Origin of the sequence: Chromohalobacter sp. HP20-39, assembly GCF_033052815.1 — a bacterium.
Taxonomy (GTDB): Bacteria; Pseudomonadota; Gammaproteobacteria; order Pseudomonadales; family Halomonadaceae; genus Chromohalobacter.
Genome location: NZ_JAWHTP010000008.1, coordinates 40,812 through 64,283, shown reverse-complemented (window position 1 = coordinate 64,283; position 23,472 = coordinate 40,812). Strand labels below are relative to the sequence as shown.

Annotated in this window: 24 protein-coding genes and 1 other RNA gene; 12 read left to right on the top strand and 13 right to left on the bottom strand. The window is 62.3% G+C overall.

All coding sequences use genetic code 11. The annotated features are described in order from the left end of the window. Positions 1–3: 3 nt before the first annotated feature. Positions 4–456, bottom strand: coding sequence for a hypothetical protein (locus tag RVY79_RS14250; RefSeq protein ID WP_317465014.1), 453 nt, complete (start codon positions 454–456; stop codon positions 4–6). A gap of 48 nt (positions 457–504) precedes the next feature. Between RVY79_RS14250 and RVY79_RS14245 the strand changes: the two genes are divergently transcribed. Beyond that, positions 505–2,601, top strand: a complete 2,097-nt coding sequence (locus RVY79_RS14245; protein WP_317465012.1) for a S9 family peptidase — start codon at positions 505–507, stop codon at positions 2,599–2,601. A gap of 66 nt (positions 2,602–2,667) precedes the next feature. Here RVY79_RS14245 and RVY79_RS14240 read toward each other — a convergent pair whose 3' ends face one another. From RVY79_RS14240 to ffs, 7 genes are all read right to left on the bottom strand, one after another. Continuing rightward, the gene (locus RVY79_RS14240; RefSeq protein WP_317465010.1) at positions 2,668–3,114 is read right to left on the bottom strand and encodes a YcgN family cysteine cluster protein; all 447 of its coding nucleotides are present in this window, start codon (positions 3,112–3,114) and stop codon (positions 2,668–2,670) included. Positions 3,115–3,117: 3 nt separating this feature from the next. After that, positions 3,118–3,408, bottom strand: a complete 291-nt coding sequence (locus RVY79_RS14235) for a YcgL domain-containing protein (protein ID WP_317465009.1) — start codon at positions 3,406–3,408, stop codon at positions 3,118–3,120. Between the two features lie 12 nt (positions 3,409–3,420). After that, positions 3,421–4,548 (bottom strand): ribonuclease D, encoded by a 1,128-nt coding sequence (rnd, locus tag RVY79_RS14230; RefSeq protein ID WP_317465007.1) that lies wholly within the window; start codon positions 4,546–4,548, stop codon positions 3,421–3,423. Positions 4,549–4,576: 28 nt separating this feature from the next. Continuing rightward, positions 4,577–5,188, bottom strand: a complete 612-nt coding sequence (gene recR, locus RVY79_RS14225) for a recombination mediator RecR (protein ID WP_317465005.1) — start codon at positions 5,186–5,188, stop codon at positions 4,577–4,579. A 3-nt stretch (positions 5,189–5,191) separates the two neighbouring features. After that, positions 5,192–5,518 (bottom strand): YbaB/EbfC family nucleoid-associated protein, encoded by a 327-nt coding sequence (locus RVY79_RS14220; RefSeq protein WP_317465004.1) that lies wholly within the window; start codon positions 5,516–5,518, stop codon positions 5,192–5,194. 45 nt (positions 5,519–5,563) lie between these two features. Continuing rightward, a complete protein-coding gene (gene dnaX, locus RVY79_RS14215) occupies positions 5,564–7,621 on the bottom strand; it encodes a DNA polymerase III subunit gamma/tau (RefSeq protein WP_317465003.1) in 2,058 nt (685 codons plus the stop codon). Between the two features lie 170 nt (positions 7,622–7,791). Beyond that, positions 7,792–7,888: signal recognition particle sRNA small type (gene ffs / locus RVY79_RS14210), an RNA gene on the bottom strand. 224 nt (positions 7,889–8,112) lie between these two features. Here ffs and RVY79_RS14205 point away from each other — a divergent pair. After that, positions 8,113–9,336 (top strand): carboxylate--amine ligase, encoded by a 1,224-nt coding sequence (locus RVY79_RS14205; protein ID WP_317465002.1) that lies wholly within the window; start codon positions 8,113–8,115, stop codon positions 9,334–9,336. A 33-nt stretch (positions 9,337–9,369) separates the two neighbouring features. Then, positions 9,370–11,391 (top strand): hypothetical protein, encoded by a 2,022-nt coding sequence (locus RVY79_RS14200; RefSeq protein ID WP_317465001.1) that lies wholly within the window; start codon positions 9,370–9,372, stop codon positions 11,389–11,391. Between the two features lie 82 nt (positions 11,392–11,473). Here RVY79_RS14200 and RVY79_RS14195 read toward each other — a convergent pair whose 3' ends face one another. Genes RVY79_RS14195 through RVY79_RS14185 form a run of 3 tightly spaced genes read right to left on the bottom strand, consistent with a single transcriptional unit; the run spans position 11,474 to position 14,429 of the window. Further along, complete coding sequence (locus RVY79_RS14195) at positions 11,474–12,988, bottom strand: tripartite tricarboxylate transporter permease (RefSeq protein ID WP_317464999.1); 1,515 nt, start codon at positions 12,986–12,988, stop codon at positions 11,474–11,476. Continuing rightward, entirely contained in the window at positions 12,988–13,443 is a 456-nt protein-coding gene (locus RVY79_RS14190; RefSeq protein ID WP_317464997.1) for a tripartite tricarboxylate transporter TctB family protein, read from the bottom strand. The genes RVY79_RS14195 and RVY79_RS14190 overlap by 1 nt, the downstream gene beginning before the upstream one ends. Then, on the bottom strand, positions 13,443–14,429 hold the full coding sequence (locus RVY79_RS14185) for a Bug family tripartite tricarboxylate transporter substrate binding protein (protein ID WP_317464995.1): 987 nt from the start codon (positions 14,427–14,429) through the stop codon (positions 13,443–13,445). Before RVY79_RS14185 ends, RVY79_RS14190 begins: the two co-directional genes overlap by 1 nt. A 197-nt stretch (positions 14,430–14,626) precedes the next feature. Here RVY79_RS14185 and RVY79_RS14180 point away from each other — a divergent pair, with 197 nt between their 5' ends. From RVY79_RS14180 to RVY79_RS14140, 9 genes are all read left to right on the top strand, one after another. Beyond that, positions 14,627–15,217, top strand: a complete 591-nt coding sequence (locus tag RVY79_RS14180; RefSeq protein ID WP_317464994.1) for an IclR family transcriptional regulator — start codon at positions 14,627–14,629, stop codon at positions 15,215–15,217. Beyond that, positions 15,214–15,900 (top strand): response regulator transcription factor, encoded by a 687-nt coding sequence (locus RVY79_RS14175; protein ID WP_317464993.1) that lies wholly within the window; start codon positions 15,214–15,216, stop codon positions 15,898–15,900. Before RVY79_RS14180 ends, RVY79_RS14175 begins: the two co-directional genes overlap by 4 nt. Further along, on the top strand, positions 15,897–17,279 hold the full coding sequence (locus RVY79_RS14170) for a sensor histidine kinase (RefSeq protein ID WP_317464992.1): 1,383 nt from the start codon (positions 15,897–15,899) through the stop codon (positions 17,277–17,279). The genes RVY79_RS14175 and RVY79_RS14170 overlap by 4 nt, the downstream gene beginning before the upstream one ends. Beyond that, a complete protein-coding gene (locus RVY79_RS14165) occupies positions 17,276–18,370 on the top strand; it encodes an ABC transporter substrate-binding protein (protein WP_317464991.1) in 1,095 nt (364 codons plus the stop codon). The genes RVY79_RS14170 and RVY79_RS14165 overlap by 4 nt, the downstream gene beginning before the upstream one ends. Before the next feature lie 82 nt (positions 18,371–18,452). Then, complete coding sequence (locus tag RVY79_RS14160; RefSeq protein WP_317464990.1) at positions 18,453–19,211, top strand: TlyA family RNA methyltransferase; 759 nt, start codon at positions 18,453–18,455, stop codon at positions 19,209–19,211. A 175-nt stretch (positions 19,212–19,386) separates the two neighbouring features. Continuing rightward, positions 19,387–20,460, top strand: a complete 1,074-nt coding sequence (locus RVY79_RS14155) for a phospholipase A (protein WP_317464989.1) — start codon at positions 19,387–19,389, stop codon at positions 20,458–20,460. A gap of 80 nt (positions 20,461–20,540) precedes the next feature. Next, a complete protein-coding gene (locus tag RVY79_RS14150; RefSeq protein WP_317464987.1) occupies positions 20,541–20,873 on the top strand; it encodes a YqjD family protein in 333 nt (110 codons plus the stop codon). Then, positions 20,873–21,268, top strand: coding sequence for a phage holin family protein (locus tag RVY79_RS14145; protein WP_317464986.1), 396 nt, complete (start codon positions 20,873–20,875; stop codon positions 21,266–21,268). The genes RVY79_RS14150 and RVY79_RS14145 overlap by 1 nt, the downstream gene beginning before the upstream one ends. Then, positions 21,255–21,545: a YqjK-like family protein gene (locus RVY79_RS14140; RefSeq protein ID WP_317464985.1), complete on the top strand. Its 291-nt coding sequence runs from the start codon at positions 21,255–21,257 to the stop codon at positions 21,543–21,545. The genes RVY79_RS14145 and RVY79_RS14140 overlap by 14 nt, the downstream gene beginning before the upstream one ends. Positions 21,546–21,591: 46 nt before the next feature. Here RVY79_RS14140 and RVY79_RS14135 read toward each other — a convergent pair whose 3' ends face one another. Both RVY79_RS14135 and RVY79_RS14130 read right to left on the bottom strand, forming a co-directional pair. Beyond that, on the bottom strand, positions 21,592–22,014 hold the full coding sequence (locus tag RVY79_RS14135) for a hypothetical protein (RefSeq protein ID WP_317464984.1): 423 nt from the start codon (positions 22,012–22,014) through the stop codon (positions 21,592–21,594). Positions 22,015–22,052: 38 nt separating this feature from the next. Beyond that, positions 22,053–23,237 (bottom strand): NAD(P)/FAD-dependent oxidoreductase, encoded by a 1,185-nt coding sequence (locus RVY79_RS14130; protein WP_317464983.1) that lies wholly within the window; start codon positions 23,235–23,237, stop codon positions 22,053–22,055. Positions 23,238–23,472 lie beyond the last annotated feature (235 nt).

The following is a 23,472-nucleotide window of genomic DNA, read 5'->3' as shown; positions in this document are numbered from 1 at the left end:
ATATCAGTTGAGCACCGGTTCGCGACGCCGGTCGTCGTCCCGCGCATTTCCGGAGGGCGACTTACGCTGCTTGCCACCACCGTGTGGCGCATCGTTATCACCACCGCTATGGCGACGTCGGCGCCATATCCACATTAACGCGCCTAGTACACCGCCTATCGCCATACCGACCAACAACAGCGGCGTGGCCACGGCAAGCTGGCCACCATCGCCCTGCAAGACGCCCACCGCCGCGACGACGATGGCCGGCGCAAGACCGGAATAATGCTCACCGTCCTCCAACAAGGGCGAGGTAAATGGCGCCACCGCCCATAACATTCCCGCGACCGCCCCCGTCACGACCCAACGCGGTAACTTGGGCAAAAAGCGCACCCCAAGGTAGCCGGTGACCAGTACCAGCAGCGATAATACAAAGTAACTCAGCCACAACTGTGGCAGGGAATCGGAAATCAGCATCGCGTCCTCTCGCGTTCGATCTTTCTTCGACATGGTACACCGCTGCACATGAAAGCACAGCCGCACATCCCTGCGCTTCACGACGCGACCCAACTCTCGCCGGTCGCACGCTTCAAACGCAAGGACGATCCTTACTGGCATTGGCTGGAGAATCGCGACGACCCCGAGGTGGTACGCTTTCTCGAGCAGGCCAACCAAGAGTCCACCGCCTGCTTCGCGCCCCTCGAGCCACTCGTCGAGACACTCTACGCCGGCCACCTGGCGCGTCGCGAACTGGCCGTCGATGGCCTGCGCACGCCGCTCGATCACCATACCTACTGGAGCGAAACCGCCCACGACGCCGACTATCCGATTTGGTGGCGCCACCCCAACCACAACGCGTCACAGCGTGAATGCGTGCTCGATGTCCAGGCCCGCGCCCTGCATCACGACTTCATGGAAGTCGCCGACATGGCCATCGCCCCCGATGAAAGCTGGCTGGCGTGGACCGAGGACACCAACGGCGACGAGAATTTCGATCTCTTCCTACGCGTCCTGCCTGACGGCGAACCCCGGCGCCTGCTGAACGACATCGGCCCCGAACTGTGTTGCGCCGAGGATAACCGTACTCTGCTGTTCACGCGTTACGACGACACGCAACGTCCGGATAGCATCTGGCGGCTGGATATCGGAAGCGGGGAAAGCGCGTGCCTGTTCCGTGAAGCAGACGCCGAGTTCTGGGTGGGGCTGGGCAAGACCCGATCACGCGCCTGGCTGGTGCTGGAAACCGCCTCCAAGGACACCTCGGAATGCCACCTGATCCCCGCGGCAGCGCCCGATACGCCGCCGCGCTGCGTACGCGAACGCGTCAAGGGCGTCGAATACGGCCTCGAGCATCGTCCCGGCCACTTCTACATTTTGCATAATCAGGATGCGCCGCATTTCCAGCTCGACGTCGCGGCCGAATCCACACCCGGTGAGTGGGCACCGCTGCTAGATCATCAGGAGTATCTGACGCTGGAAGGCGTCGATGCCTTCGCCTGGGGGCTCGTCATCACCGAACGCGATCACCGCGAGGCCCAGGTGCATCTCAGCGTGGTCGCGCTCGACACGGCGACGCCCATCAAGCGGCGTCTACCGCTGCCCGAAGCGCCCTGCAGCCTGATACTGGGCGATACACCCGACTTCGACACCCGCCGCCTGCGCCTGCACGAGGAATCGTTCACGCTGCCGCCGCGCTGGATCGAGCACGACCTCGATACCGACGCGCGCCGCCTGCTCAAGGCTCAGCCCGTGCACGGCGATCTTGCCCCTGAGCAACTGGTGTGCCACCGCCTGTGGGCCGAGGCCCACGATGGCGAACGCATTCCGGTCTCCGTCGTGGCGCGGGGCGACCTGATCGAGCAAGGGCCACTGCCGACGTTGCTCTATGGCTATGGGGCCTACGGGGAAGTGCTCGATCCGTGGTTTTCCGTGGCGCGGCTCGAACTGCTGTCGCGGGGCGTGGCGTTCGCCGTCGCCCATGTGCGCGGTGGCGGCGATCGGGGCGAGCCGTGGTATCTGGCCGGCAAGCTGGCGCACAAGGAAAATAGCTTCCGCGACTTTCTCGCCGCGCGTCATGCCCTGGTGGCGAATGGCGTAGCAGATACCCAGCGCATCGCCGCCTATGGCGCCAGCGCCGGCGGCCTGCTGGTAAGCGCTAGCCTCAATCTCGAACCGGACGCGTTCTGTGCCGCCGTACTCGACGTGCCGTTCGTCGATGTGCTGCGCACCATGGAAAACCCCGACCTGCCGTTGACGACGGCGGAATACAGCGAATGGGGCAACCCCAATGAGCCGGAAGCGAAACGCCGCATTCGCGACTATTCCCCCCTCGACAACCTCGTCGCGCAGCCCTATCCCACGCTGTTCCTGCAAGGCAGCTGGCACGACTCGCGTGTACCCTACTGGGAACCGGCCAAGCTTTACGCACGCCTGACCGAGATCGTCTCCCAACTGCCCGCCGAGCAGCGCCGCCCGATCATGCTGCGCACTGACATGGCGGCCGGACATGGTGGCGCCTCGGGACGCTTCAAGGCCTGGCACGACAACGCCCGTCAGGATGCCTTCCTGCTTTGGGCCTTGGGCCTCGCCGACAATGAGGTGCCCGCTGATCGCCCACGCTGACGCCCTATAACGACGAAGGCCCCGGTCGGGGCCTTCTTCATATACCGCACCCTGCCACCAAAAACGTCATTGGCACGGGATAATGTCGATGATGTGATCCTCGAGCGCCTCATCGGCCACCTCGCACTCGCTCACCGCGAAGTGGCGCACGCTCTTCTGCTTGCGATGCATGCGCCGTGCATCGCCCGCGATCAGCGGATGCCAGGCCGCGAGCTTACGTCCCTCTGCCAATCGACGATAGGCACACGACGTCGGCAGCCAGTGAAACGCCGCCAGGTTGTCGCGGGTCAACTTGGTGCATCCCGGCACGTGCTCGAAGCGGTTTTCGTAATCGCTGCAACGGCAAGTATCGATATCCAGCAACTGGCAGGCCACGTTGAGCGTGGCGACATCGCCGCTCTCTTCGTCTTCGAGCTTGAGCAGGCAGCACAGACCGCAACCATCACAAAGCGCTTCCCACTCTTCATCGTCGAGTTCTTGGAGGGAAAAACGCTCCCAGAAACGTTCACGCATGGGTCAGTACCGTGCCTCGGTGGGCGCCTTGTATAAGTCCAGCATGTAGGCCTCGCGCGTCGGCGGCATCTGCAGATAAAAGCCTTGTGACGCGATGGCGGCCAGCACGTCCCCGGCCTTGGCCCGCGCCAGCGGCTTGTCGTCGCTGAGCATCATCACGGTCACCGATACCGGTTTACCGAACCGCTCGAGCAGTGCTGCGGGCACATCCGTCAGCCCTCGCGCGCGATCCACGTATAAATACATTTCGTCGCGACGCGGGCTCTTGAAGATTTCACAGAGTCGTTTGGGCATCGTCTTCGCCTCTCAGTGATCGGCCAGGGCCTGGGTGAACGCCTCGGCCAGCAAGGTGCCACGCCAGCCCTGGGGCAGCGACAGCGGCACGCCGTCCAGATCCGCCATCACCAAGGCTTCGAGATCGCGGCGATTGGCCAGCACCTCGGGGGCGATATCCAGGCGTTCGGCCTCGCGGTTGACGACGCTCTTGAGTGCCTTGAGCCGCGTCTTGAACGCCGCTGAATGCGGGGGTGGAAGCGGCGCCGGCAGTGCCTCGTCATCGAGGTGCACGGCTGCTTGCACCATCGCCAGCAAGGTATCGCCGTCATGTTTGATCAGCTTGGGCCTGACGCCTTCGATGGTCGAGAGCTGATGGCGGTTGCGCGGCATCTCCACAGCGATCGCGAATAGCACCTTATCGCTCGCCAGCCAACCACGCGGCAGATCGCGGTGTCGCACCTCACCTTCGCGCCATCGCGTGAGCGCCTGATAAAGCGCCAACTGACGCGGCTCGAGCCGCCACAGCTGGCGATGACGACGATACCACTGCTCATCGGCATCGCGGTTGCGACGATTGGCCTCGCACAGGCGCGCGCACTCTTCTTCCAACCAGGCCAGGCGCCCCTGCTGCACCAGCGCGTCGCGTTGCGCTTGCCAGACAAGCGGCAAATAGACCACGTCCAGCGCGGCATAGCGTAGCTGTGAGTCGGACAACGGACGCTGCAGCCAATCCGAGCGCGTTTCCTCCTTGGGCAACACGTCGCCGGTCCACTGCTCGACCAAGCGTTGATAGCCCAGCGATGCCTGGGTACTCAGTAGGCTTTGCGCCACCTGCGTATCGGCGATTGGCGCGACGGCGACATTCGCCCAGCTCTCCAGCACTTCGAGGTCTTCGCCGCTGGCATGCAGCAACTTGAGCGGTCCGTCGGCCCCCAGGAGCGACTGCAGAGCACTATCGGCCGCCACGACTTGCGGATCGATCAGGAAGGCCTCATCACCGCCGGCATAGAGCTGCACCAGGGCCGCGATGGGAAAGAACGTCGACTCGCGATGAAATTCTGTGTCCACCGCCAGCCAATTGGCGTCGGCCAGCGCCTCGCACGCCTCGGCCAGCGCGGTGGGCGTTTCCACCCAGCGAATCTCGAAACTCGGGGGCATCCCGTATCCTTGTTGACGATGATGAGGGTCAGCTCGACTCTTGCGCGAACGGTAAACGGCCATTGAAGGCACGGCTCAGCGTGCCCCCATCCACGTATTCCAGCTCGCCACCCATGGGCACGCCGTAGGCCAGGCGCGACAGGCGCACGCCGGTGCCACGTAATTGCTCGGCGATGTAGTGCGCAGTGGCCTCGCCTTCCACGGTGGGGTTGGTGGCCAGAATCAATTCCTCGATGGCGCCGTTTGCGAGCCGTTCATCGAGCTGATCGAGCCCAATGTCCTCGGGGCCGATGCCATCCAGCGGCGACAAATGGCCGTGGAGCACGAAATAGTGGCCGTGATAGCCGCCGGCCTGCTCGATCGCCAGCATGTCGGCCGGCGACTCGACGACGCACAGCAGTCCTTCATCGCGCCGTGCATCCTCACAAATGGTGCATAGCGGCGTCTCTGTCAGCGTGCGGCAACGCTGACAATAGCCTACCTGTTCCAAGGCCTCGCCCAATGAGGCGACAAGCCGACGGCCGCCGTCGCGGTCGCGCTCCAGCAGATGCAGGGCCATGCGCTGCGCGGTCTTGGGGCCCACGCCCGGCAACACACGCAGCGTCTCCAGCAGTTGATCGACGAGGGGAGAAAACGCCATCGCTTAGAACGGCATCTTGAAGTCCGCCGGCAGGTTCATCCCCGCGGTGACTTCTTCCATACGCTCCTTGGATGTCGTCTCGACCTTGCGCACCGCGTCGTTGACGGCGGCGGCCAGCAAATCTTCGAGCAACTCCTTGTCTTCTTCCATCACCGAGGGGTCGATATTCACGTCACTCACGTCGTGACGACCGTTCATGGTGACCTTGATCATCCCGGCCCCGGCCTCGCCCGTGACTTCGGTCTCGGCGATTTCCTCCTGGACCTTCTGCATCTTTTCCTGCATTTCCTGGGCCTGTTTCATCATGTTGCCCATTCCGCCCTTCATCATGGTCGTATCCTCAAGGAGTTCTAAAAAGTCAGAGCCGCCGACGACTTACGCGTCGGAAGCGGCGCCATCGGTCGGCGTCACGCTGCGTTCCAGCAAGTGGGCGCCAAAATCATGTTCCAGCATCTGAATATGCGGGTCGCGGCGCAACGCTTCAACCGCTTGGGCATGACGCTCTCGCGCCTGCCGCTCGCTTTGCGAACGCGGGGTATCCAGGTTCTCGGGCAGGGCCTCGACCGTGACATTCAAGCGCCGCTCGACGCCCTGATCGGCTAAAGCTTTGGTGAGACGCTCAATGTGTACATCGGCCAGCATCGCCCCCTGCGAAGGGTCCAGCCGCAGCGCCAGCGTTTCACCGTCGTCGTGCTCCACGATGCAATGCGCCGCCAGGTTACGCGTCAGCCCACCCAGTGCCAGCGACTCGAACACCGCCAGCCAACGCGCGTGGTCGAAAGCGCCCGACTCGTGCGTGGCAACGACGGGTGCCGGCGTCTCGGGCTCGGGCTCGGGCTCGGGCTCGGGCTCGGGATCAGGCTCGGGATCAGGCTCATCCACATCAGCGGCAGCATCCATCGCCGGAGGTTCCGGCACGGCGGCGGGGGCCTCGGAGGCGACAGGCGCCGGGGCGTCATCGAGCGCCCAAGGCGGCGCATCGTCCACATCGGCAACGCCAGCGGCGTCCGCCTGGCGTTGCGCCTCGTCTTCGAGCGCGGCATCGGCAGCATCATCAGGGACGTCGGCCACGAGAGGCGGCGTCTCTTCCGCTACCGTGGGCGTTTCGACTTCAGGCGCTGCGGTCTCAGGTAACTCGTGCGGTGTCTCTTCACCGCTATCGTCCGCTGCGAGACTGCTATCACTCGCTGCGGGCGCCTGGGTCTCGGGACGCGACGGCTCGCCAGATGAAGGCGCGACGGTAGACGCTGGCGGGTTTGGTGCCGGAGCGCTCGATGGCGCGGCGGCTGGCGCCTCATTCTCGGCCGAGCCGCGAATCGGCAATGGTGTCTGCGGCGGCTTGGGTACGCCCTGGGGCCTAAACGCCAGCATGCGCAGCAGCGTCATCTCCAGCGCGGTACGCGGATCCGGGGCGCTTTCCATGTCCCCGCGGCCTTGCAGTGCAATCTGGTAATAGAGCTGAACGTCCTCGGCGGTGAAGCGCGCAGCCAGCGGGAGTAGCGTATCGCGATCACCGTGACCGTTATCCAGCGCATCCGGCACCATCTGGGCGATGGTCAGGCGATGGAAGACACCGGCCAGATCGTCGAGGATGGCGCCGAAGTCGGGTCCCTGTTCGGCCAGGCTGGCGACTTCCTGCAACACCCGCGCGGCATCGATCTCGGCCAGTGCCTCGGCCAATGCCAACAGGTGACGATGATCGAGCGTGCCCAGCATCGCGGCGACATCGACATGACGCACCTCGCCCTGCCCGAAGGCGATGGCCTGGTCGGTCAGACTCAAGGCGTCGCGCATCGAGCCCTCGGCGGCCTTGCCCAGCAGCCACAGCGCTTGCTCGTCGAAAGCCACCGACTCGGCCTCGAGAATATGCGTCAGATGCCCGACCACGCGCTCCGGCGGCATGTTCTTGAGCGTGAACTGCAGGCAACGCGAGAGTACCGTGACCGGGAGCTTCTGCGGATCGGTGGTGGCCAGCAGGAACTTGACGTGGGGCGGCGGCTCCTCGAGTGTCTTGAGCAGCGCGTTGAAACTGTGCGTGGACAGCATGTGTACCTCATCGATGAGGTACACCTTGTAACGCCCCTGGGTCGGCGCGTACTGCACATTGTCGAGCAGCTCGCGGGTATCCTCGACCTTGGTACGCGAGGCGGCGTCGACTTCGATCAGGTCGACGAAGCGGCCCTCGTCGATCTCGCGGCAAGTCTCGCATTCACCGCATGGTACCGATGTCACGCCCTGCCGGCAGTTCAGGCACTTGGCGAGAATCCGCGCCAGCGTCGTCTTGCCGACCCCGCGCGTGCCGGTGAACAGATAGGCATGGTGCAGACGCCCCTGGTCGAGCGCGTTGACCAGCGCACGCGAGACATGCTCCTGGCCGACCAGTTCGTGAAACGTACGGGGGCGCCATTTGCGGGCCAGAACCTGGTAACTCATACCGTCGGGATGTCCTTGCAGATCGGGCCGATTCCCACCTGTCAGTACCGAGCACTCGACACAGAGGGGAAGATCGTTAAAGCGTCCATTCTAGCGGGTAGCGGGAACTTCGACGAGGGGCGAGTCGACATCGAGGTCGAACAGAAATACGGGGAACGAAATGGAGGCGGCCCCATCAGCCACATCCCGGCACACGCAGCCACCACTACCGTTGCTCCCTTCCGGGCCTGGCGGGGTTCGCGGTTTAGCGTTGCGGGAGGACCGACAGGGCCACCACAGCAAAATCGGTTGCGAGCGTCGTGTTGCTTGTCGCCACCGATCCGTTCGAACATCAGAAAACGCTATGCGCTTTCAATGACTTGCCTCGAACGCCGCTGCACTATAACAGCGTGCCCGCTGGTCGGCAAGGCATCAAACAATCCAACGCCCGTCATGCATTATAGGCTAGGCTGGGAGAGCACGGCCCTTTCCCGAGTTAAAGGAGAATCACCATGGAAAAATCCCCCGACAAGGGACATATCGCGCTATTGGGCTGGAGTCTGAATGCCATCGAGGCCGCCGAAAATTTTGACCGCCGTTACGTCGTCGTGGCCCCCGAATGGGCCGAGGAATACTGCAAGGAGCACGCGATTCCCTACGTGCCCTGGAATTTCGAGCGCCTCAACGACCGCTCGATGGAAATCGCCGAGACACTCCAGGAGATGGGTGTCGACGTCGCCATTCCGCTGTACGAAGAAACCGTTGAATGGGCCGGCGCGATCAATTCGGTGCTGCTCGACAACCCACGCCTTTATGGCCAAGCCCTGCTGTTGCGCGACAAGGCACTGATGAAGCGCCGCGCGCAATTGGGCGGCATCCGCGTGGGCATCTTTGAGGAAGCGCATGACAAGGAGGACGTCATCCGCTTCCTCAAACGGGTCAACCAGACGCTCCTGAAACTCGATGGCGATCCCAACGATCCGATCCACCTCAAGGCATTCGACAAGGCGGGCTGCCTCGGGCACCGCGTGATCCGCACGCCGGACGAGGTCGATACCATTCCCGAGGAAGAGTTCCCAGTACTGATGGAATCGCACCTCGATGGCTGGGAATTCGCCGTCGAGGCGTGGATCCACAATGGCAAGATCCGCTTTCTCAACATCTCCGAATACGTGACCCTGGGGTATTCGGTGTTCGTCCCGGCGACACCGGAACTCGAGAGATACCGCGAGTCGATCACCCGCCAGATCGAAAAGTTGATCAAGACCTTCGACATCGATTTCGGTTTCGTGCATCCAGAATACTTCGTCACCAGCGATGGCGAGATGTACTTCGGCGAAGTCGCCTATCGGCCACCCGGCTTCAAGGTCTTCGAACTGCTCGAGCGGGCCTATGGCTTCAACGCTTATCAGGGGCTTATCCTGTCCTTCGACCCCAAGACGACTGAACAGGAGATCACTGACTTCTTCCCCCGCGAGGTGGTCGATGCCAAGGGCGTCGCCGGTTGTTTCGGCGTTTATCCGCGCCGCCGCGTGGTCAACCGCCTGCAGATGCCCGAGGAGACCGAGGACCATCCCTACTTCGAGTCCCATGAATTGACCGCACCGCTCGAGGAAACCGTCACCAAGCGCACGGCCTTCGGCACGCACTGGGGACTCTTGTATTTCTTCGGCGACGACCCGCACACCATGCGCGATCTGCTCAAGCACCAGGAACAGCTCGACTTCTATGTATAATCACGCCTGTACTCTTGGGCAAAAGGAGCCCTTGTGACGAGCCACGACGAACGAGCGCCGGATGGCGCCACACTGGATGCCGCGCTGGCCAAACTCGACGAAGCGGTCGAAATCCTTGCCAACGCCCGCGATTTCGCCAAGCCCGGCAAGCTACGCCGGGTCTTCGACGGCGCCCGCAAGGTGATGCTGCAACCGGGAGGCTGCGCCGCCATCGAAGCGCGCGCCCAAACGATCGAGGCCGCCGGTATCTTCGACGGCTCCGACTGGGCCCAGCCGCAGATGCTGGTGCCATCGCTGACCGCGCATTCGCTGAAGAGTGCCGAGAGCGACACCGTGGTACTCGAGGCGCTCAGCGAACTGCGCCTGCTGGCGGTGGCCCAGGGCCACTACGCGCATGCGTTGATCTCCGCGGAGCAAGCACACCACTATCTCACTCAAGTATTGGCGATCAATCTCGATCTGCTGTTCAGTGCGCCCAGCGAAGCCGAGCGCGAAACCCAGGGCCGCCTGGCGCAGTTGACGCGCGGCCTGTTCGCGCACCTGGCCGAGACCATCGGCTACGAACATGTCATCGATCAGTTGATCGACGAGATCTGGCGCATCCTTCAGCAGCGCCCCATTCAGGTCGATGCGACCAAGCGCATGATCACCCAGATCGCCATCTGTCAGGCCAATCCCGACATCGACCTCGGCGCCAGCGGCCAGGGTGCCGACCGCTTGGTCAGCAGCCTCTTCGGTGCGACCCAGGCGTCCCGCGAGGACCCCGGTGTCGAGGTCTACCTCGAGCGCCTGCAGGCGATGGACAGCGGTGCCCTGCAATACGAGGCCACCGGCTTCGCCCGCGCCATGCACGATACTGGGCTGGTCTCGGCCTATCATGCGGCGCTGCTGCGTCACCTGCTCGACCAGGGCGATCATCTGCTCGCCGAGGCGCTGGGCCTGTCAGCCACCGGGCGCGACTGTCTGCTCTGCTACCGCCAGCTGGTTCAGGCGCTCATCGAAGAAAGCGTCTTTCCCGAGACGGCCCAAGCGGTATATGGACTGGCGCTGATGCTCGAGCGCGGCATCCTCTACCAGCCGCCGGTCGCGCCCGCGCTGTGGCGCCAGATCGGTCTGCCGATCTCCGAGTGGTCCCAGGAGCGCATCCGCATGGCCTATGGCGACGCCGTGACGCCCCGCGCGCGGCTGCTCGAGGGCGTGCTTTGCATGCTCGGCCTGCCGTTGGGCGTCGGCCAGGGCAACAACCCGACCTGCCAATCGGCGCGCGCGCTGTCGATGTGGGCTTATAACGACCCCGACTACCTGCTGCAAATGGTCGCCTGGGCAGCTCGCGATGACGAGATCATCATGCATTTCGAAGGCATGCCGCTGTCGTCGATGGCCAGCCTGTCCGGCGTGGCCACCGCCCTGCCGCTGGATCTCGACCCAGTATCGCTGATCGTGGTGCCGCATCTCGATCGCATCTATGCCGAGATGGGGCGGCGCTGTGCCGGCCGTGAGGGCGACCCCCATCGCTGGGTCAACCCGGAATTCCATGGCTGGTGGGCCGGCCGCGGGTTTCGCATCAACGTCGACGTGGAGACCGGCCAACTGCATGAACTCGATGAGTTTTTGCGTCACTTCTATGCCAGCTACCACCCGTATTACAACGGCAATCAGCCACTGATCCACCCGCAACCGGCGGGCATCGCGGTCACCGACAGCGCAGCACGTTTCATCGGCTGGCACGCCATCACTCTGCTGCGAGTCAGCCTGGACCCGCAGGACGTGATGCGCGCCTACTTCTTCAATCCCAACAACGACAGCGGCCAAGACTGGGGCGACGACGTCAAAGTCAGTACCGCCGGTTGCGGCGAACGCTTCGGTGAAGCCTCGCTGCCCTTCGAGCAATTCGCCTCACGCCTATATATCTTCCATTACGACCCACTGGAATACGGTGAGCTGGCCAACATCCCCCAGGCGGAGCTCGACCGGGTAACCGGCCATGTGTATCGCAGTTGGGGCGCCGATCGGGTCCCGGCCGCGGAACTCCAGGCCTTTTCCACTCCACATTGAAACCGTCAACGAACTCGCCCCCATCGGCAAAACCGATGGGGGCGAGAAAAGCGCGTCGTGGTCAAGCACCACAAGGCTTACATCAGTCGGTGAGCTCCTTCGCGGCTTTCATGCGACGACGCAGGATCGGCCCGACGATGACCGGCAACACTAGGCCGATGAAGGCTACGACCCACAACCCTATCGACAAACCGCTACTCCACAGCACCGACCAATCGCCATCGGAAAGCGTCAAGGCATGGCGCAGATTCTTCTCCATCTCCGGCCCCAGCAGCAGGCCGAGAATGATCGGCACGATGGGAATTTCCAGCTTGCGCAGGAAGTACCCGAGCACGCCGAAGGCCACCATGAAGTACAGATCGAACGCCGAGTTACTGATCGAATAGATACCCACGAAGGCCACCATGGTGACGATCGGCAGCAAGAACTTGGGGGGTACCGAGAGCAGCTTGACGAAGATGCCCACCAGCGGGATGTTGAGCAACAGCAGCAGGAAGTTGCCGATCAACAGCGCCGCGATAACGCCCCAGACGATGTCCGCATGCTGGGTGAACATCAGCGGTCCGGGCGTGATATTCATCGAGATCAACAGCGCCAGCAACACAGCGGTGGTGCCGCTGCCCGGCACACCGAGCGTCAGCATGGGTACCAATGCCCCACTGGAAGCGCCATTGTTGCCGGCCTCGGGGCCCGCCACACCGCGCGGATCGCCCTCGCCGAAGTAACCTTTCTTGCCGATGATCTTCTTTTCCAGCGTATAGCCGATAAAGCTACCCAGCGACGCCCCAGCCCCCGGCAATACGCCAGCGATGAAGCCAAGGATGCCCCCCCGAATGCTCGATGGCATGATCTCGCGGATTTCCTTGAAGGACAGCGTGAGCTTGTTGACCTTCATCGGTCCCTTGCCACCGCCGGCACGGGCCTCGATGAAGAACAGTAATTCGGAAATCGCGAACAACCCGACGATGGCAATGATGAAGTCGACGCCCTCGTAGAGCTTCAAGATGCCGAAGGTATAGCGCTGCGTACCGGTGGAATCGATGCCCACCGTGGCGATCATCAGCCCGATGGCGGCGGCGAGAATCGTCTTGACCGGATTCTTGCCGGTGATGCCGCCCAGGGTCGCGAACGCCAGAACGAACAGCGCGAAGTACTCCGCCGCACCGAAGGTCAAGGCGAACTTGGCCAGTAATGGTGCCAACAGAATGAGCCCGATCGTGGCGATCAGACTACCCATGAACGAGGCGATCGCCGAGATCGCGAGTGCTTCGGCGGCCTTGCCTTTCTGAGCCATCGGATAGCCGTCGAGACACGTCATCATCGCCGGCTCGTCACCGGGAATATTGAGGAGTATCGACGAGATGCGCCCACCGTACATGGCACCGGCATAAACCGACGTCAGCATGATCAAGGCGGTTTCCGGCGGCAGCCCCAACGTGAAGGCCAGCGGGATCAGAATCGCCACGCCATTGGCGGGCCCCAGTCCCGGCAAGGCCCCGATCAAGGTGCCGAGAAAGGCCCCGATCAAGGCGAACATCAGGTTGTACGGCGCCAGGGCGACGCCAAACCCGTCGATCAGATAACCCAGGGTATCCATCAACTTCCCTCCAGGACGCTAAGCACGCCCAACGGCAGCGCCAAATTGAGGGCGTAAGTGAACAGCAGATAGACCACGACACCGGCAATCGCACCGGTGACGTACGCCCGTACCGGGGTGGCGCCCATGCGCCAGCACAGCGTGCCCACCGCCAGCAGCGTCGAAGGAATGAAACCCAGCGGCTGCAGCAGCAACGTGTAGGCGATCAACACCAATACGGCGATCACCAACTCCAGCACGATACGCCCCTTGGGCCAGGCGTTGTCGGGGTCCGGCTTGAAAATCAAATAGAGGCTGGACAGCGCCAGCACCACCGCGAGCACCTTGGGAAAGGTCTCGGGCCCGACAGTTTCGGACCCACCGAATGGCACTGGAAACTGCGTGGCGCCCCAGCCGTACGCGACGGCCAGGACGAGCATCAGCACACCGAAGATACGGTCGTTGAGCTGGGTCATTACTTGATCAACCCGATTTCCTTGGAGAGTGACTGGATGTCATTGATCTGCGTCTTGACGTATTCCTCGAACTCCGCACCACTGACATGGAAAGGCATCAGGCCGTTATTCTTCATGACCTTCTTCCATTCATCGCTGGCATAAAGCTTGTCGATGGCATCGATCCAGTACTGCTTGGCTTCGTCGGAGATATCCGCCGGCATGTAAAAACCGCGCCAATTCGCACCCACGGCGTCGATTCCCTGTTCCTTGGCAGTGGGGATATCACTAAACTCGCCGGGCAGCCGCTTGTCGGACAAGACGGCCAACACGCGCAGATCGCCGGACTCCATGAACCCCTGAGCCTCACTGATATCACCGGTAAAGGCATCGACATGACCGCCGACCACCTGGGTCATGGCCTCGCCACCATTGTTGTATGACAGGTAAGGAATCCTGGGCAGCTTATCGACATTGGCTTCCTGAGCCGCGATCAAGACTTTGAGATGATCCCATCCCCCCTTGGCGCTACCACCGGCAAAGGTGACACTGCGCGGATCTTCTCTGAGAGCTGCCATCAAATCGTTGAGATTCTGATAAGACGAATCTTTGGAAACGGCGATGATGCCGTAATCGGCCCCCAGCGCACCGATCCAATTGACCATGTCGGCATCCAGGCCCTGAAACTGCCCTTGTGCCAGACGCGTAGTGGTGGCCGTAGAGGCCGCAACCAACAACTGGTCATCCCCGGCACGCTTGCTGACCGTGTGCGCGTAAGCGACACCGCCACCGGCGCCGGCCATATTGATGGTCTGCACGCTACCCGGTACCAGGCCGAGATCTTCCATCACGTTACCCACGCTACGGCAGGTGAAGTCCCAACCGCCGCCGGGATCGGAGGGTGCGATACATTCCACCTTGCCTTCCGGCTCGAAGGCCATGGCAGTGCTGGCACCCAGTGTCAGCGCAGCAGCCATGAGAATTTTGAGCGGCGTTTTAAGAGCCATTGTTGTTGTCTCCCTTGCACGAGATTGAAATGGGTTGCGAGAAAGCTGACACTTACCTTACAGTTCTGTAAGGCAGAACAGCGTTCCCTTGAGCGAAAAATAGGCGTGTCGTTCGCGAGCGTCAACGCTCCAACCGCCGTTCGAGACTAAAGTTGAATACTGCCACTGCGGCACGCAAACACCTTGGGAGATCCGCCATGGCGCAAGACAGGGTAGAAGCCGTCGAGCGCGCGCTATCCGTCATGGAAGCTTTCGACACACAACATGAGAGTCTGTCCTTGGCCGAGCTGGCCGAGGCAACCACACTCTATAAAAGTACACTGTTACGCCTGCTCGGCTCGCTGGAGCGCTACGATTACGTACAGCGCGACGCACGAGGACGCTATCGCCTGGGAGCCACGCCGGCCCGCCTGGCACGACGACACGCCCCCACACGTCAGTTGGCCAGTCTGGTCATGCCGATACTCGAACGATTGTGCCGCGATACGGGAGAAACTGCCGCGCTGCTGTCATGTGAGGACGATCAGATGGAATGCCGCTTGAGCACCTTGCCGGACACCGATCTGCGCCATACCCTGCGTCCTGGATACCGCTGGCAGTGGCAGGATGGCGACCCCACTCTGGCCTTGCCAGGCGGGACGATGACCTGCCAGGCCGTCACCGGCACCGCGTATTGGCTGAGCCTTTCCGGTCCCAAGGGACGTCTGCCTGTGCGTGACGCGCGACGCGCCCTGCAAGAGGCCGCGACAGCACTGAGCCAGCGTGCATTGCAGGACTATCCGACATGACGCTCGACACTGCTTCCCTGTTACTGGTCGAAGACGACGCACTGTTGGCCGATACGCTGCGCGACGCGCTGAGCCTGGCCGGCTACCGGGTCGATGCCCTCGAGGACGGCGATGCTGCCTTCACGCGCCTCGCCACGCCGGGACATGGTCACGCCTTGGTCTTGCTCGATCTCAATCTGCCGGGCCGTGGCGGCCTCGAGATTCTCGACGCCATGCGGCATCACGACCATGACACACCGGTATTGATCCTGACCGCGCGTGGCGCCATCGAGGATCGCGTCAAGGGACTCGACCTGGGCGCCGACGACTACCTGGCCAAACCCTTCGCCCTGGACGAACTGGAAGCCCGCGTGCGGGCACTCTTGCGTCGGCGCCAGCACGACGACGGCACGCAACTGCATGTCGGGACGCTGCATTTCGACACCCTCACGCAGCGCTTCACCCTCGATGACGCCTCGCTCGAACTGCCACCCCGCGAGCAACGCCTGTTGGCTTATCTGATGCGGCATGCCGGAGAGCCGGTGGACAAGGCCCGCCTTCTCGAGCATGTCTTCGCCGACGAAACGCTCGGTGACAACGCTATCGAGGTCTATATCCATCGCCTGCGGCGGCGGCTTGCCGGTTCGTCGCTGACATTGCGTACCGTGAGGGGGCTGGGTTACCTGCTGGAGAGTGAGGCGTGAGTCCGGCATTCAAGCCCCCCAGCCTCTATCGGCGCCTGCTGATCTGGCTGCTGGTGCCCATGCTTGCCTTGGGAACCTTGATGTTGATCCAAGCCTATCTGGCCTCGCGCGATACCGCCGACCGCGCCTTCGACCGTCTACTCGAGTCGGCCTCGCTTTCCATCGCCGAGCAGGTCAAGCGCCAACAAGGCCAACTGTGGATGGACCTTCCCCCCGCGGCTCTGAAAATACTGGCCTCGAACGCCGAGGAACGCGTGTTCTATGCCCTTTACGATGCCCATGGCAATTTCATCAGTGGCAACGCCGAACTGCCTCGAATCGACTCGGGGCAAGGCGACATGCGCTTCGCCAATATCCAGTGGCATGACATGGCGTTGCGTCTCGGCGTGCGGCGCTCAAAGCTAGAAGGATGGCGCAATCGCCAGCCCTTCGAGGTCCGCGTGGCACATACCCGCGAAGGGCGCGAAGCGCTGACACAGACGTTGTTCCAGGGCAGCATGCTGCGCTTGATCGCCATGGCGTTATTGGCCATCGGCGTGGTGCTGCTCGGGGTCCGCATGGCACTGATGCCCCTGACCCGGCTACGTCGGGCGATCCGCGCCCGCGATCCGCGTACCCTGGCACCGCTCGACTTGACTCTCCCGCGCGAGCTTGCCGAGCTGCGCGAAACCCTCAACGACCTGTTGGCGCGCATGCGTCGTGTACGCACCAACCAGGAGCGCTTCATCGGCGACGCCTCGCATCAGTTGCGCACCCCGCTGGCGGGACTTTCGGCACGCGCCGAGTTCGCCCTGCGTCAAGACGACCCTCGCGCCTGGCACGATGCACTCGACGTCATGCGCGGCAGTGCCGACAAGACCGCGCGTCTTGCCTCACAGTTGCTCTCCCTGACGCGCCTCAACAACCCCGAGTCGATGCCGGAAGCCCGCGACATCGATCTTTGCGACATCGCGCGGCAAGCCGTACGCGACGCCTTGGCGAGCAGTCATCGCGCGGGCATCGACCTGGGCGTGGAGACGCCCTCGCATGCGGTCATCCAGCACGCGGTCGAATGGCAGCTCGCCGAGGCTCTGACCAATTTGATCGATAACGCCAGCCGCTATGGCGCCTCGCACATCACGGTACGCGTCGGCGAGGCCCCGACACGCCTGGAAGTAGAAGACGACGGACCCGGTATCCCTGAGGCGCAGCGCCTGCTGGTCCTGCGCCCCTTCCACCGCGGCATGGAAAGCGGCCAAGGATCGGGGCTGGGACTGGCGATCGTCGACGGCATCGCCCGAGCCCATGCCGCCAGGCTCACATTAATGCCGGCGCGGCCTAATGCCGAGTCACCGGGTTTGTGCGTGCGTTTGCATTTCACCAAGGAGTCAACACCATGACCGCACCATGTCGCTGGCTCGCGCACTGGAGCCTGGCACTTGCCGGCATATTGCTATCCGCTATCACGCTGGCCGACGCTCACGTGCTGCGCTATCCCGCCACGCAGTCCCCGGCACAGCCCCTGGAGATTTACGGCGCACTGGACAACCAGCTGATAGCACCGTTGCTAGCCGACTTCCATGCGCGCCATCCCGAGATCGAACTGGTCTATCGTAACCTGACAACGCTGGCGCTTTATCGACGCTTCATGTCTACAGACGCCACCCCGGCCGACGTCATCATGTCATCAGCAATGCCATGGCAGTATCAAATCGCCAACCGGGGACTCGCCAAGCCCCTCGACACCGCCGCCGCCCGCGCTTGGCCAGAAGCCTCACGCTGGCGCCACGAACTGTTCGGTTTCACCTTCGAACCTGTGGTCATCGTCTATCGACGCGACGCCCTCGCAGGCGCTACGCCACCGGATAGTCATGAAGCCTTGCTGCGCTTACTCACCAACCAACGACAACGCCTGAAAGGCCGCGTGGTGACTTACGATCCATGGCGCAGTGGCGCCGGCTACACTTATGCCACCGAAGACGCCAATATGTCGCCGCGCTACTGGGAACTCGTGGCCGCCTTGGGCGGCGTGGACGCAGCACTGGCCGACACCACCGGCGAAATGCTCGACGGACTCGCCGATGGACGCTACGCCGTCGGCTACAATTTGCTGGGCTCTTACGCTCGCGACTTCGTGGCCGATCATCCGCAACTGGAAATGGTCATTCCCAACGATTACGCCCTGGTGACGCAACGGCTAGTGCTGATCCCCAAACGCGCGCCCCACCCCGACACCGCAGAACGCTTCGTCGATTACCTTCTAAGTCGTCAAGGTCAGCAGGTGATACGCGACAAGACACCCCTCGGGGCGATCCATACGGCTCTCGAAGGCGAAGGCACCGCCCGTGACTTGCGCAAGACCCTCGGCGATGCCCTTCACCCGATCGCCATCGACCCCAGCCTGCTAGCCACGCTCGATACCCTCAAACGCCACTCGCTGCTCGATCGGTGGCAGCGCGAATACACGCGGCTCAGCGACAGCGGGTCGTGAACGCATGAACGTCACGCCGCCGCGCGCTATACTGCGCAGCGCTTTATAAGCTCCTTTTATCAACTCCAGCAGTGGTGTGGGCATGCAACGTCTCGACCAACTTCTCGTCGCCCAAGGCTTGGCACGCTCACGCACGCGGGCCCAGCGTCTGATCCGCCATGGGCGCGTCACACTAATCTCGGAGGATCCTTCGCGCACGTTGACCAAGCCCGGCGAGAAAGTCGCCGACGACAGCCGCTTCCAGCTCACCGAGGACCCGGAAGAGCGCTATGTCTCGCGCGCCGGCCTCAAGCTGGAGGCCGTTCTAGACACGCTGGCATTGCGCCTCGAAGGCATGACGGTACTCGACGTGGGGCAATCCACCGGCGGATTCACGGATTGCGCCCTGCGCTACGGCGCCGCGCGCGTGGTGGGTATCGACGTCGGGCGCGACCAGCTCGACGCGTCGCTGCGCGAGAATGAAAGCGTCATCTGCCTGGAAGGTGTCAACGCCCGCGCGCTTCCCCGAGAACATCTCGCCGCCTTGGCCCCGGAAGGACTGCATGTAGCGGTCATGGATGTCTCCTTCATCTCGCAGACGTTGATCCTGCCCGAACTCGCCGCGGTACTGGCATCTCGCGCGCACCTAGTCTCCTTGGTCAAGCCGCAATTCGAGGTCGGTCCACGCAAGGTCGACGCCCACGGCATCGTCCGCGATTCGGCTCTGTACGCGGCGGTGGAAGCTCGCATCCGCGAGAGTTGCGCCGACGCCGGCTTCGAGGTCCGCCACTGGCAGGAAAGCCCACTGCGCGGCGGCGATGGCAACCGCGAGTTCCTGCTGCATGCGGTCAAGAGCGCCTGATGACCGATCCCATGAACAACAGCAGTGCAATCACCCACCGCAACAGCGTGTCCAAAGCAGGCAAGTCATGGCACATGCGATACAATGAGCGGCACGTTGGCATTCACATGCTCACATCATGGTCAGCATGACCAAGCGAAGCTTGCTTCACACCATCTGCGTGATAGAAACATTCATGATGACCCATATAGCCATCGACAAGGTACTAACTGACATGGAGTCACCACGCCCCTGCTTGAAGATTCTTGTGTTGCTGGCGCTCGCATTACCCGTCCCCGCGCAGGCCGCCACTAACCTGAGTGCGAGCGAACGCGAGGCCATTGAAGCTCGCGTCCAAACGTTGGAAACGGAACTGCACGAGCTGCGCGAAACATTGGCTGAAGATGCCCAGATTTCACAGGCCAGGGCTACGCCCAAAGAACGTGAGGCGAAAAGCGTAGAAGCCCGTGTCGAAAAGCGTCGTGAACTCGAGCGCGAGTCTTCACACAATCCATTGGCGGTGACCACGTATCGGCGTAACTACCTATTGCCGTGGGCCTACAACGCCAATCCGGATCAAGCGCGTTTCCGCCAGGTCAGCGGTGCAGGCAACGCCGATAGTGCCGAGGTCAAGTACCAGTTGAGCTTCAAGGTCAATCTGGTCGAAGACCTGTTCGAAGATAATGGCGACCTGTACTTCGCCTACACCCAGCGCAGTTGGTGGCAAGCCTACAACTCCGAAGCCTCGGCCCCGTTTCGCGAGACTAACTACGAACCCGAGGCCTTCATCAGCTTCGACAACGACATGAGCGCCCTAGGCTGGACCAACACTCTCAATCGCATCGGTTTCGCGCATCAATCCAATGGCCGCTCTGACCCCTTGTCGCGTAGCTGGAATCGTGTCTACGCCGACATGGTCTTTCAACGTGGCGACTGGGCAGTGAGCATCGCCCCTCACTGGCGAGTTCCCGAAGACGAGAAAGACGACGACAACCCCAACCTCCAGGACTACATCGGCTATGGCGACATCACCCTGGTGCGCGCCTTCAATGATCAGGAAGTCTCGCTGATGATGCGCGGTAATCCCGGCAAGAATCATTACGGCGCCCAGTTGGACTACTCGTTCCCGCTGTTTGGTAAAGTTCGCGGTTACATCCAGTATTATCATGGCTACGGCGAGAGCCTGATGGATTACGATCACATCAATCGACGCCTGGGGCTCGGTTTCAGTATCAACACCTTCCTGGCCGGTATTCCCGGCCTGGAGTGACGTGAAGGCCATGCGGCTGTTGATACGGCGGCTTGGACTGCTATGCTGAAGACGCCATTAACCTGTCAGAGGAAGACACCATGACCATGCAACCTACCGGCGATCATCGTGAAAGCGACGCGTCCACCGAGCAGCTCAAGAATGATCTGCGCCACCTGTCGCAAACCGTTGAAGAACTGGTCAAGGCGACAGCAGACGATTCTCGCGGACACATCAGCGAGGCGCGCGAGCGCGCTCAGCAACGCCTCAGCGAAACGCGCGCCAAGCTCGAAGCGCGCGGTGAAAAAGCCTACGAAAGCGCTCGCGATCAAATGGATTGCTGTGATCGTTACGTGCGTGACAATCCCTGGACCAGCATCGGCATCGGCGCTGGTGTCGGGGTCGTCATTGGCTTGCTCATCGGGCGTCGCTAATGGCGGATCGCCAGGGACCGGCAGAGCGCGTCATCACCTCGGCGCGTCGCCTGCTTTCCAATATGATCGCCATGGGCGAGACGCGTTTGCGTCTCGCCGCGCTCGAGCTGGAAGCCGAACGCGATCGCATGCTCAGCCTGCTACTGCTGGCGGGCGCAGCATTGATCACTTTCTCATTCGCCATCGGCATGCTGCTTTTAATGCTGGTGGTCCTGTATTGGGAAGATCATCGCCTGCTCGCGATCGGTATGTGCGCGGTCGTACTGTTCATCATCACCGCAGGCTTGGCGTACGGTGCCAAGCGCATCGCCAAGCGTCGGCGCCTGATGCAGTCCACCTTGAGCCATTTGGAACAAGACCGCCAAGCGCTGGGGAGCTCTCGTGAATCGTCGTGAACGCGCTGCGGAGCGCGAGTACCTCGAGACCCGCATCTTGCAGCAACGTCTCGATATGGGGCATGCGCTTCATGACTGGCGCGACGCCACGGCACCCATCGATCATGGCTGGCAACGCCTGATGGAGTGGCGAGCGCCCTTGGTAGGGGGCTTCGGCCTGCTCGCGGCGATGGGTGTGCGTCGCCCACGAAGCACACGCGCCTGGTTGCGCCGCGGCCTCTCGACTTTCCTGTTGATCAACCGAGCGCGGGCCTTATATCACATCGCACGCCGCTAACTCGCGACAACTGCCATGAAGCCCCCGCTCGGGGGCTTTTTCATTTTCAAGGTGTCAGCCGGCTAGTCAGTGCCGCATCGATATCCCTATCATCCGGCATCAGGCATACACAAGGCACACCCCACGCCGCCAACCTCTCACGCGTTTCATCGGCAAAGACGGCCAGATCGTCCTCATGGCAATAAACCACCGCCACCACGCCATGACGTTGCACCAGTGACGGCACCTCGCTGGGATAGTAGACACGCACGCCTTCCACTTGCGTACCGTGATGCCAGGGGTAGTCATCGACCATCGCCAGCACCCTGTAGCGTGTCGAACGTGCGAAATGCGTCAGCAGCCGATAATGCGCGTATTCCAGCCCACACACGACCACGGGTAAGCGCTCTCGCTTTGCTTTCTTGGCACGACGGGTGGGAAGCCACTGACCTATGGCCTGCCAAAGCGCTTGCGATGCACGTTGCAGCATGGATGCCTCCTCTGCCCTGCTCGTCGCTTGAGGCTATACTACAGGGCTTGCCCGCAGGCCACGCCCGAAGCCCATGCCCATTGAAAGTTGAAGCCGCCCAGCTGACCGGTGACATCCAGCGCCTCGCCGATGAAACGCAACGCTGGTAGCCCTTCTACCGCAAAGGTCTTGGAGGAAATCGCCTGTGTCTCGACGCCACCCAGCGTCACCTCGGCGGTCCGCCAGCCCTCGGTGCCTGCGGGTTTGAGCTGCCAGCGCTTCAATTCGCCCTCCAGGCGCGTCACCGCATGGTTGGACAACGCTCCCAGCGGAATTTCCGCCACACCGTGCCATTCGCACCAGGCCTGCGCCAGCCGCTTGGGCAGCCTTTCTCCCAGCCACGTGGATACACGCCGCTTGGGAGCGTCATGACGCATGGCGACCAGTTCCCCGGCGACATCGACCTCCGGCAGCAAATCGATGGACAACGCCATGCCCGGCTGCCAATGGCTGGAGGCCTGCAGCATGGCCGGCCCCGAGACACCACGATGCGTGAACAGCATCGGCTCGTGATAGCGTCCCTCACCGACCTCGACCGTCACCGGACAACTCACCCCCGCAAGCGATGCGGCCCGCTCTCGCCATTGCGAGGTCAGCGTGAACGGCACCAACGCGGCACGCGTCTCGGTGACACCCAAGCCAAACTGACGGGCGATATCATAGCCAAAGCCGGTAGCGCCCATGGTGGGAATCGACAATCCGCCGGTGGCGATGACCACCGCACCGGCATCGATCACACCACTCGAGGTCTCGAGGCGCATGCCCTCGCCGCATCGCTCGAGAGATGTAATACGTGTCTTGAGGCGTACTTCCGCCCCTGCCCACTCGCATTCGGTGAGCAACATGGACACGATCGGCTTGGCCGAATCGGCACAGAAAAGCTGCCCTGGTGCCTTCTCGACATGCTCAATGCCGTGGCGTTCGACGAGCTCGATGAAATGGCTCGGCGTATAGCGCTTGAGCGCAGAGATGCAGAAATGCGGGTTGGCGGAAAAGAAGTGTTCCGGCCCCGTCGCCAGATTGGTGAAATTGCAACGCCCGCCTCCGGACATCAAGATCTTCTTGCCCGCCTTGTTGGCATGATCGAGCACCAACACACGCCGCCCCTCATAACCGGCGGTCAGTGCGCACATCAGTCCCGCCGCGCCGGCACCGATCACCACTACGTCATAGGTCTGTGCCATCAGAGCATCTCGTTTCAAGCAAAGGTAGACATTCTAAGCGTTATCCAACACAGCGACGAGCACAGGTAACGCATGCCTCCGTGCCGCGTTGAACACAACCCGAGCCTGATTAATCCTAAACGTGGAAAAAGCGTGCATGATGTCCCGTGAGCCAATCCGCGCTTTTATCCGGTGCCCAGGTCGGATACAACATGAGACATTCAGAGACATTCCAGCGCGACGCCGTGAGCGTAGC

What these genes read in the sequence shown, in the direction of transcription:
- rnd (WP_317465007.1), bottom strand. Translation starts at nt 4,548, where the DNA reads ATGCCCCCGAGTTTCGAGATTCGCTGGGTGGAAACGCCCACCGCGCTG.
- recR (WP_317465005.1), bottom strand. Translation starts at nt 5,188, where the DNA reads ATGGCGTTTTCTCCCCTCGTCGATCAACTGCTGGAGACGCTGCGTGTG.
- RVY79_RS14195 (WP_317464999.1), bottom strand. Translation starts at nt 12,988, where the DNA reads ATGGATACCCTGGGTTATCTGATCGACGGGTTTGGCGTCGCCCTGGCG.
- RVY79_RS14160 (WP_317464990.1), top strand. Translation starts at nt 18,453, where the DNA reads ATGCAACGTCTCGACCAACTTCTCGTCGCCCAAGGCTTGGCACGCTCA.
- RVY79_RS14130 (WP_317464983.1), bottom strand. Translation starts at nt 23,237, where the DNA reads ATGGCACAGACCTATGACGTAGTGGTGATCGGTGCCGGCGCGGCGGGA.
- RVY79_RS14245 (WP_317465012.1), top strand. Translation starts at nt 505, where the DNA reads ATGAAAGCACAGCCGCACATCCCTGCGCTTCACGACGCGACCCAACTC.
- RVY79_RS14220 (WP_317465004.1), bottom strand. Translation starts at nt 5,518, where the DNA reads ATGATGAAGGGCGGAATGGGCAACATGATGAAACAGGCCCAGGAAATG.
- RVY79_RS14235 (WP_317465009.1), bottom strand. Translation starts at nt 3,408, where the DNA reads ATGCCCAAACGACTCTGTGAAATCTTCAAGAGCCCGCGTCGCGACGAA.
- RVY79_RS14145 (WP_317464986.1), top strand. Translation starts at nt 20,873, where the DNA reads ATGGCGGATCGCCAGGGACCGGCAGAGCGCGTCATCACCTCGGCGCGT.
- RVY79_RS14240 (WP_317465010.1), bottom strand. Translation starts at nt 3,114, where the DNA reads ATGCGTGAACGTTTCTGGGAGCGTTTTTCCCTCCAAGAACTCGACGAT.
- RVY79_RS14185 (WP_317464995.1), bottom strand. Translation starts at nt 14,429, where the DNA reads ATGGCTCTTAAAACGCCGCTCAAAATTCTCATGGCTGCTGCGCTGACA.
- RVY79_RS14135 (WP_317464984.1), bottom strand. Translation starts at nt 22,014, where the DNA reads ATGCTGCAACGTGCATCGCAAGCGCTTTGGCAGGCCATAGGTCAGTGG.
- RVY79_RS14250 (WP_317465014.1), bottom strand. Translation starts at nt 456, where the DNA reads ATGCTGATTTCCGATTCCCTGCCACAGTTGTGGCTGAGTTACTTTGTA.
- dnaX (WP_317465003.1), bottom strand. Translation starts at nt 7,621, where the DNA reads ATGAGTTACCAGGTTCTGGCCCGCAAATGGCGCCCCCGTACGTTTCAC.
- RVY79_RS14205 (WP_317465002.1), top strand. Translation starts at nt 8,113, where the DNA reads ATGGAAAAATCCCCCGACAAGGGACATATCGCGCTATTGGGCTGGAGT.
- RVY79_RS14155 (WP_317464989.1), top strand. Translation starts at nt 19,387, where the DNA reads ATGATGACCCATATAGCCATCGACAAGGTACTAACTGACATGGAGTCA.
- RVY79_RS14180 (WP_317464994.1), top strand. Translation starts at nt 14,627, where the DNA reads ATGGCGCAAGACAGGGTAGAAGCCGTCGAGCGCGCGCTATCCGTCATG.
- RVY79_RS14165 (WP_317464991.1), top strand. Translation starts at nt 17,276, where the DNA reads ATGACCGCACCATGTCGCTGGCTCGCGCACTGGAGCCTGGCACTTGCC.
- RVY79_RS14150 (WP_317464987.1), top strand. Translation starts at nt 20,541, where the DNA reads ATGACCATGCAACCTACCGGCGATCATCGTGAAAGCGACGCGTCCACC.
- RVY79_RS14175 (WP_317464993.1), top strand. Translation starts at nt 15,214, where the DNA reads ATGACGCTCGACACTGCTTCCCTGTTACTGGTCGAAGACGACGCACTG.
- RVY79_RS14190 (WP_317464997.1), bottom strand. Translation starts at nt 13,443, where the DNA reads ATGACCCAGCTCAACGACCGTATCTTCGGTGTGCTGATGCTCGTCCTG.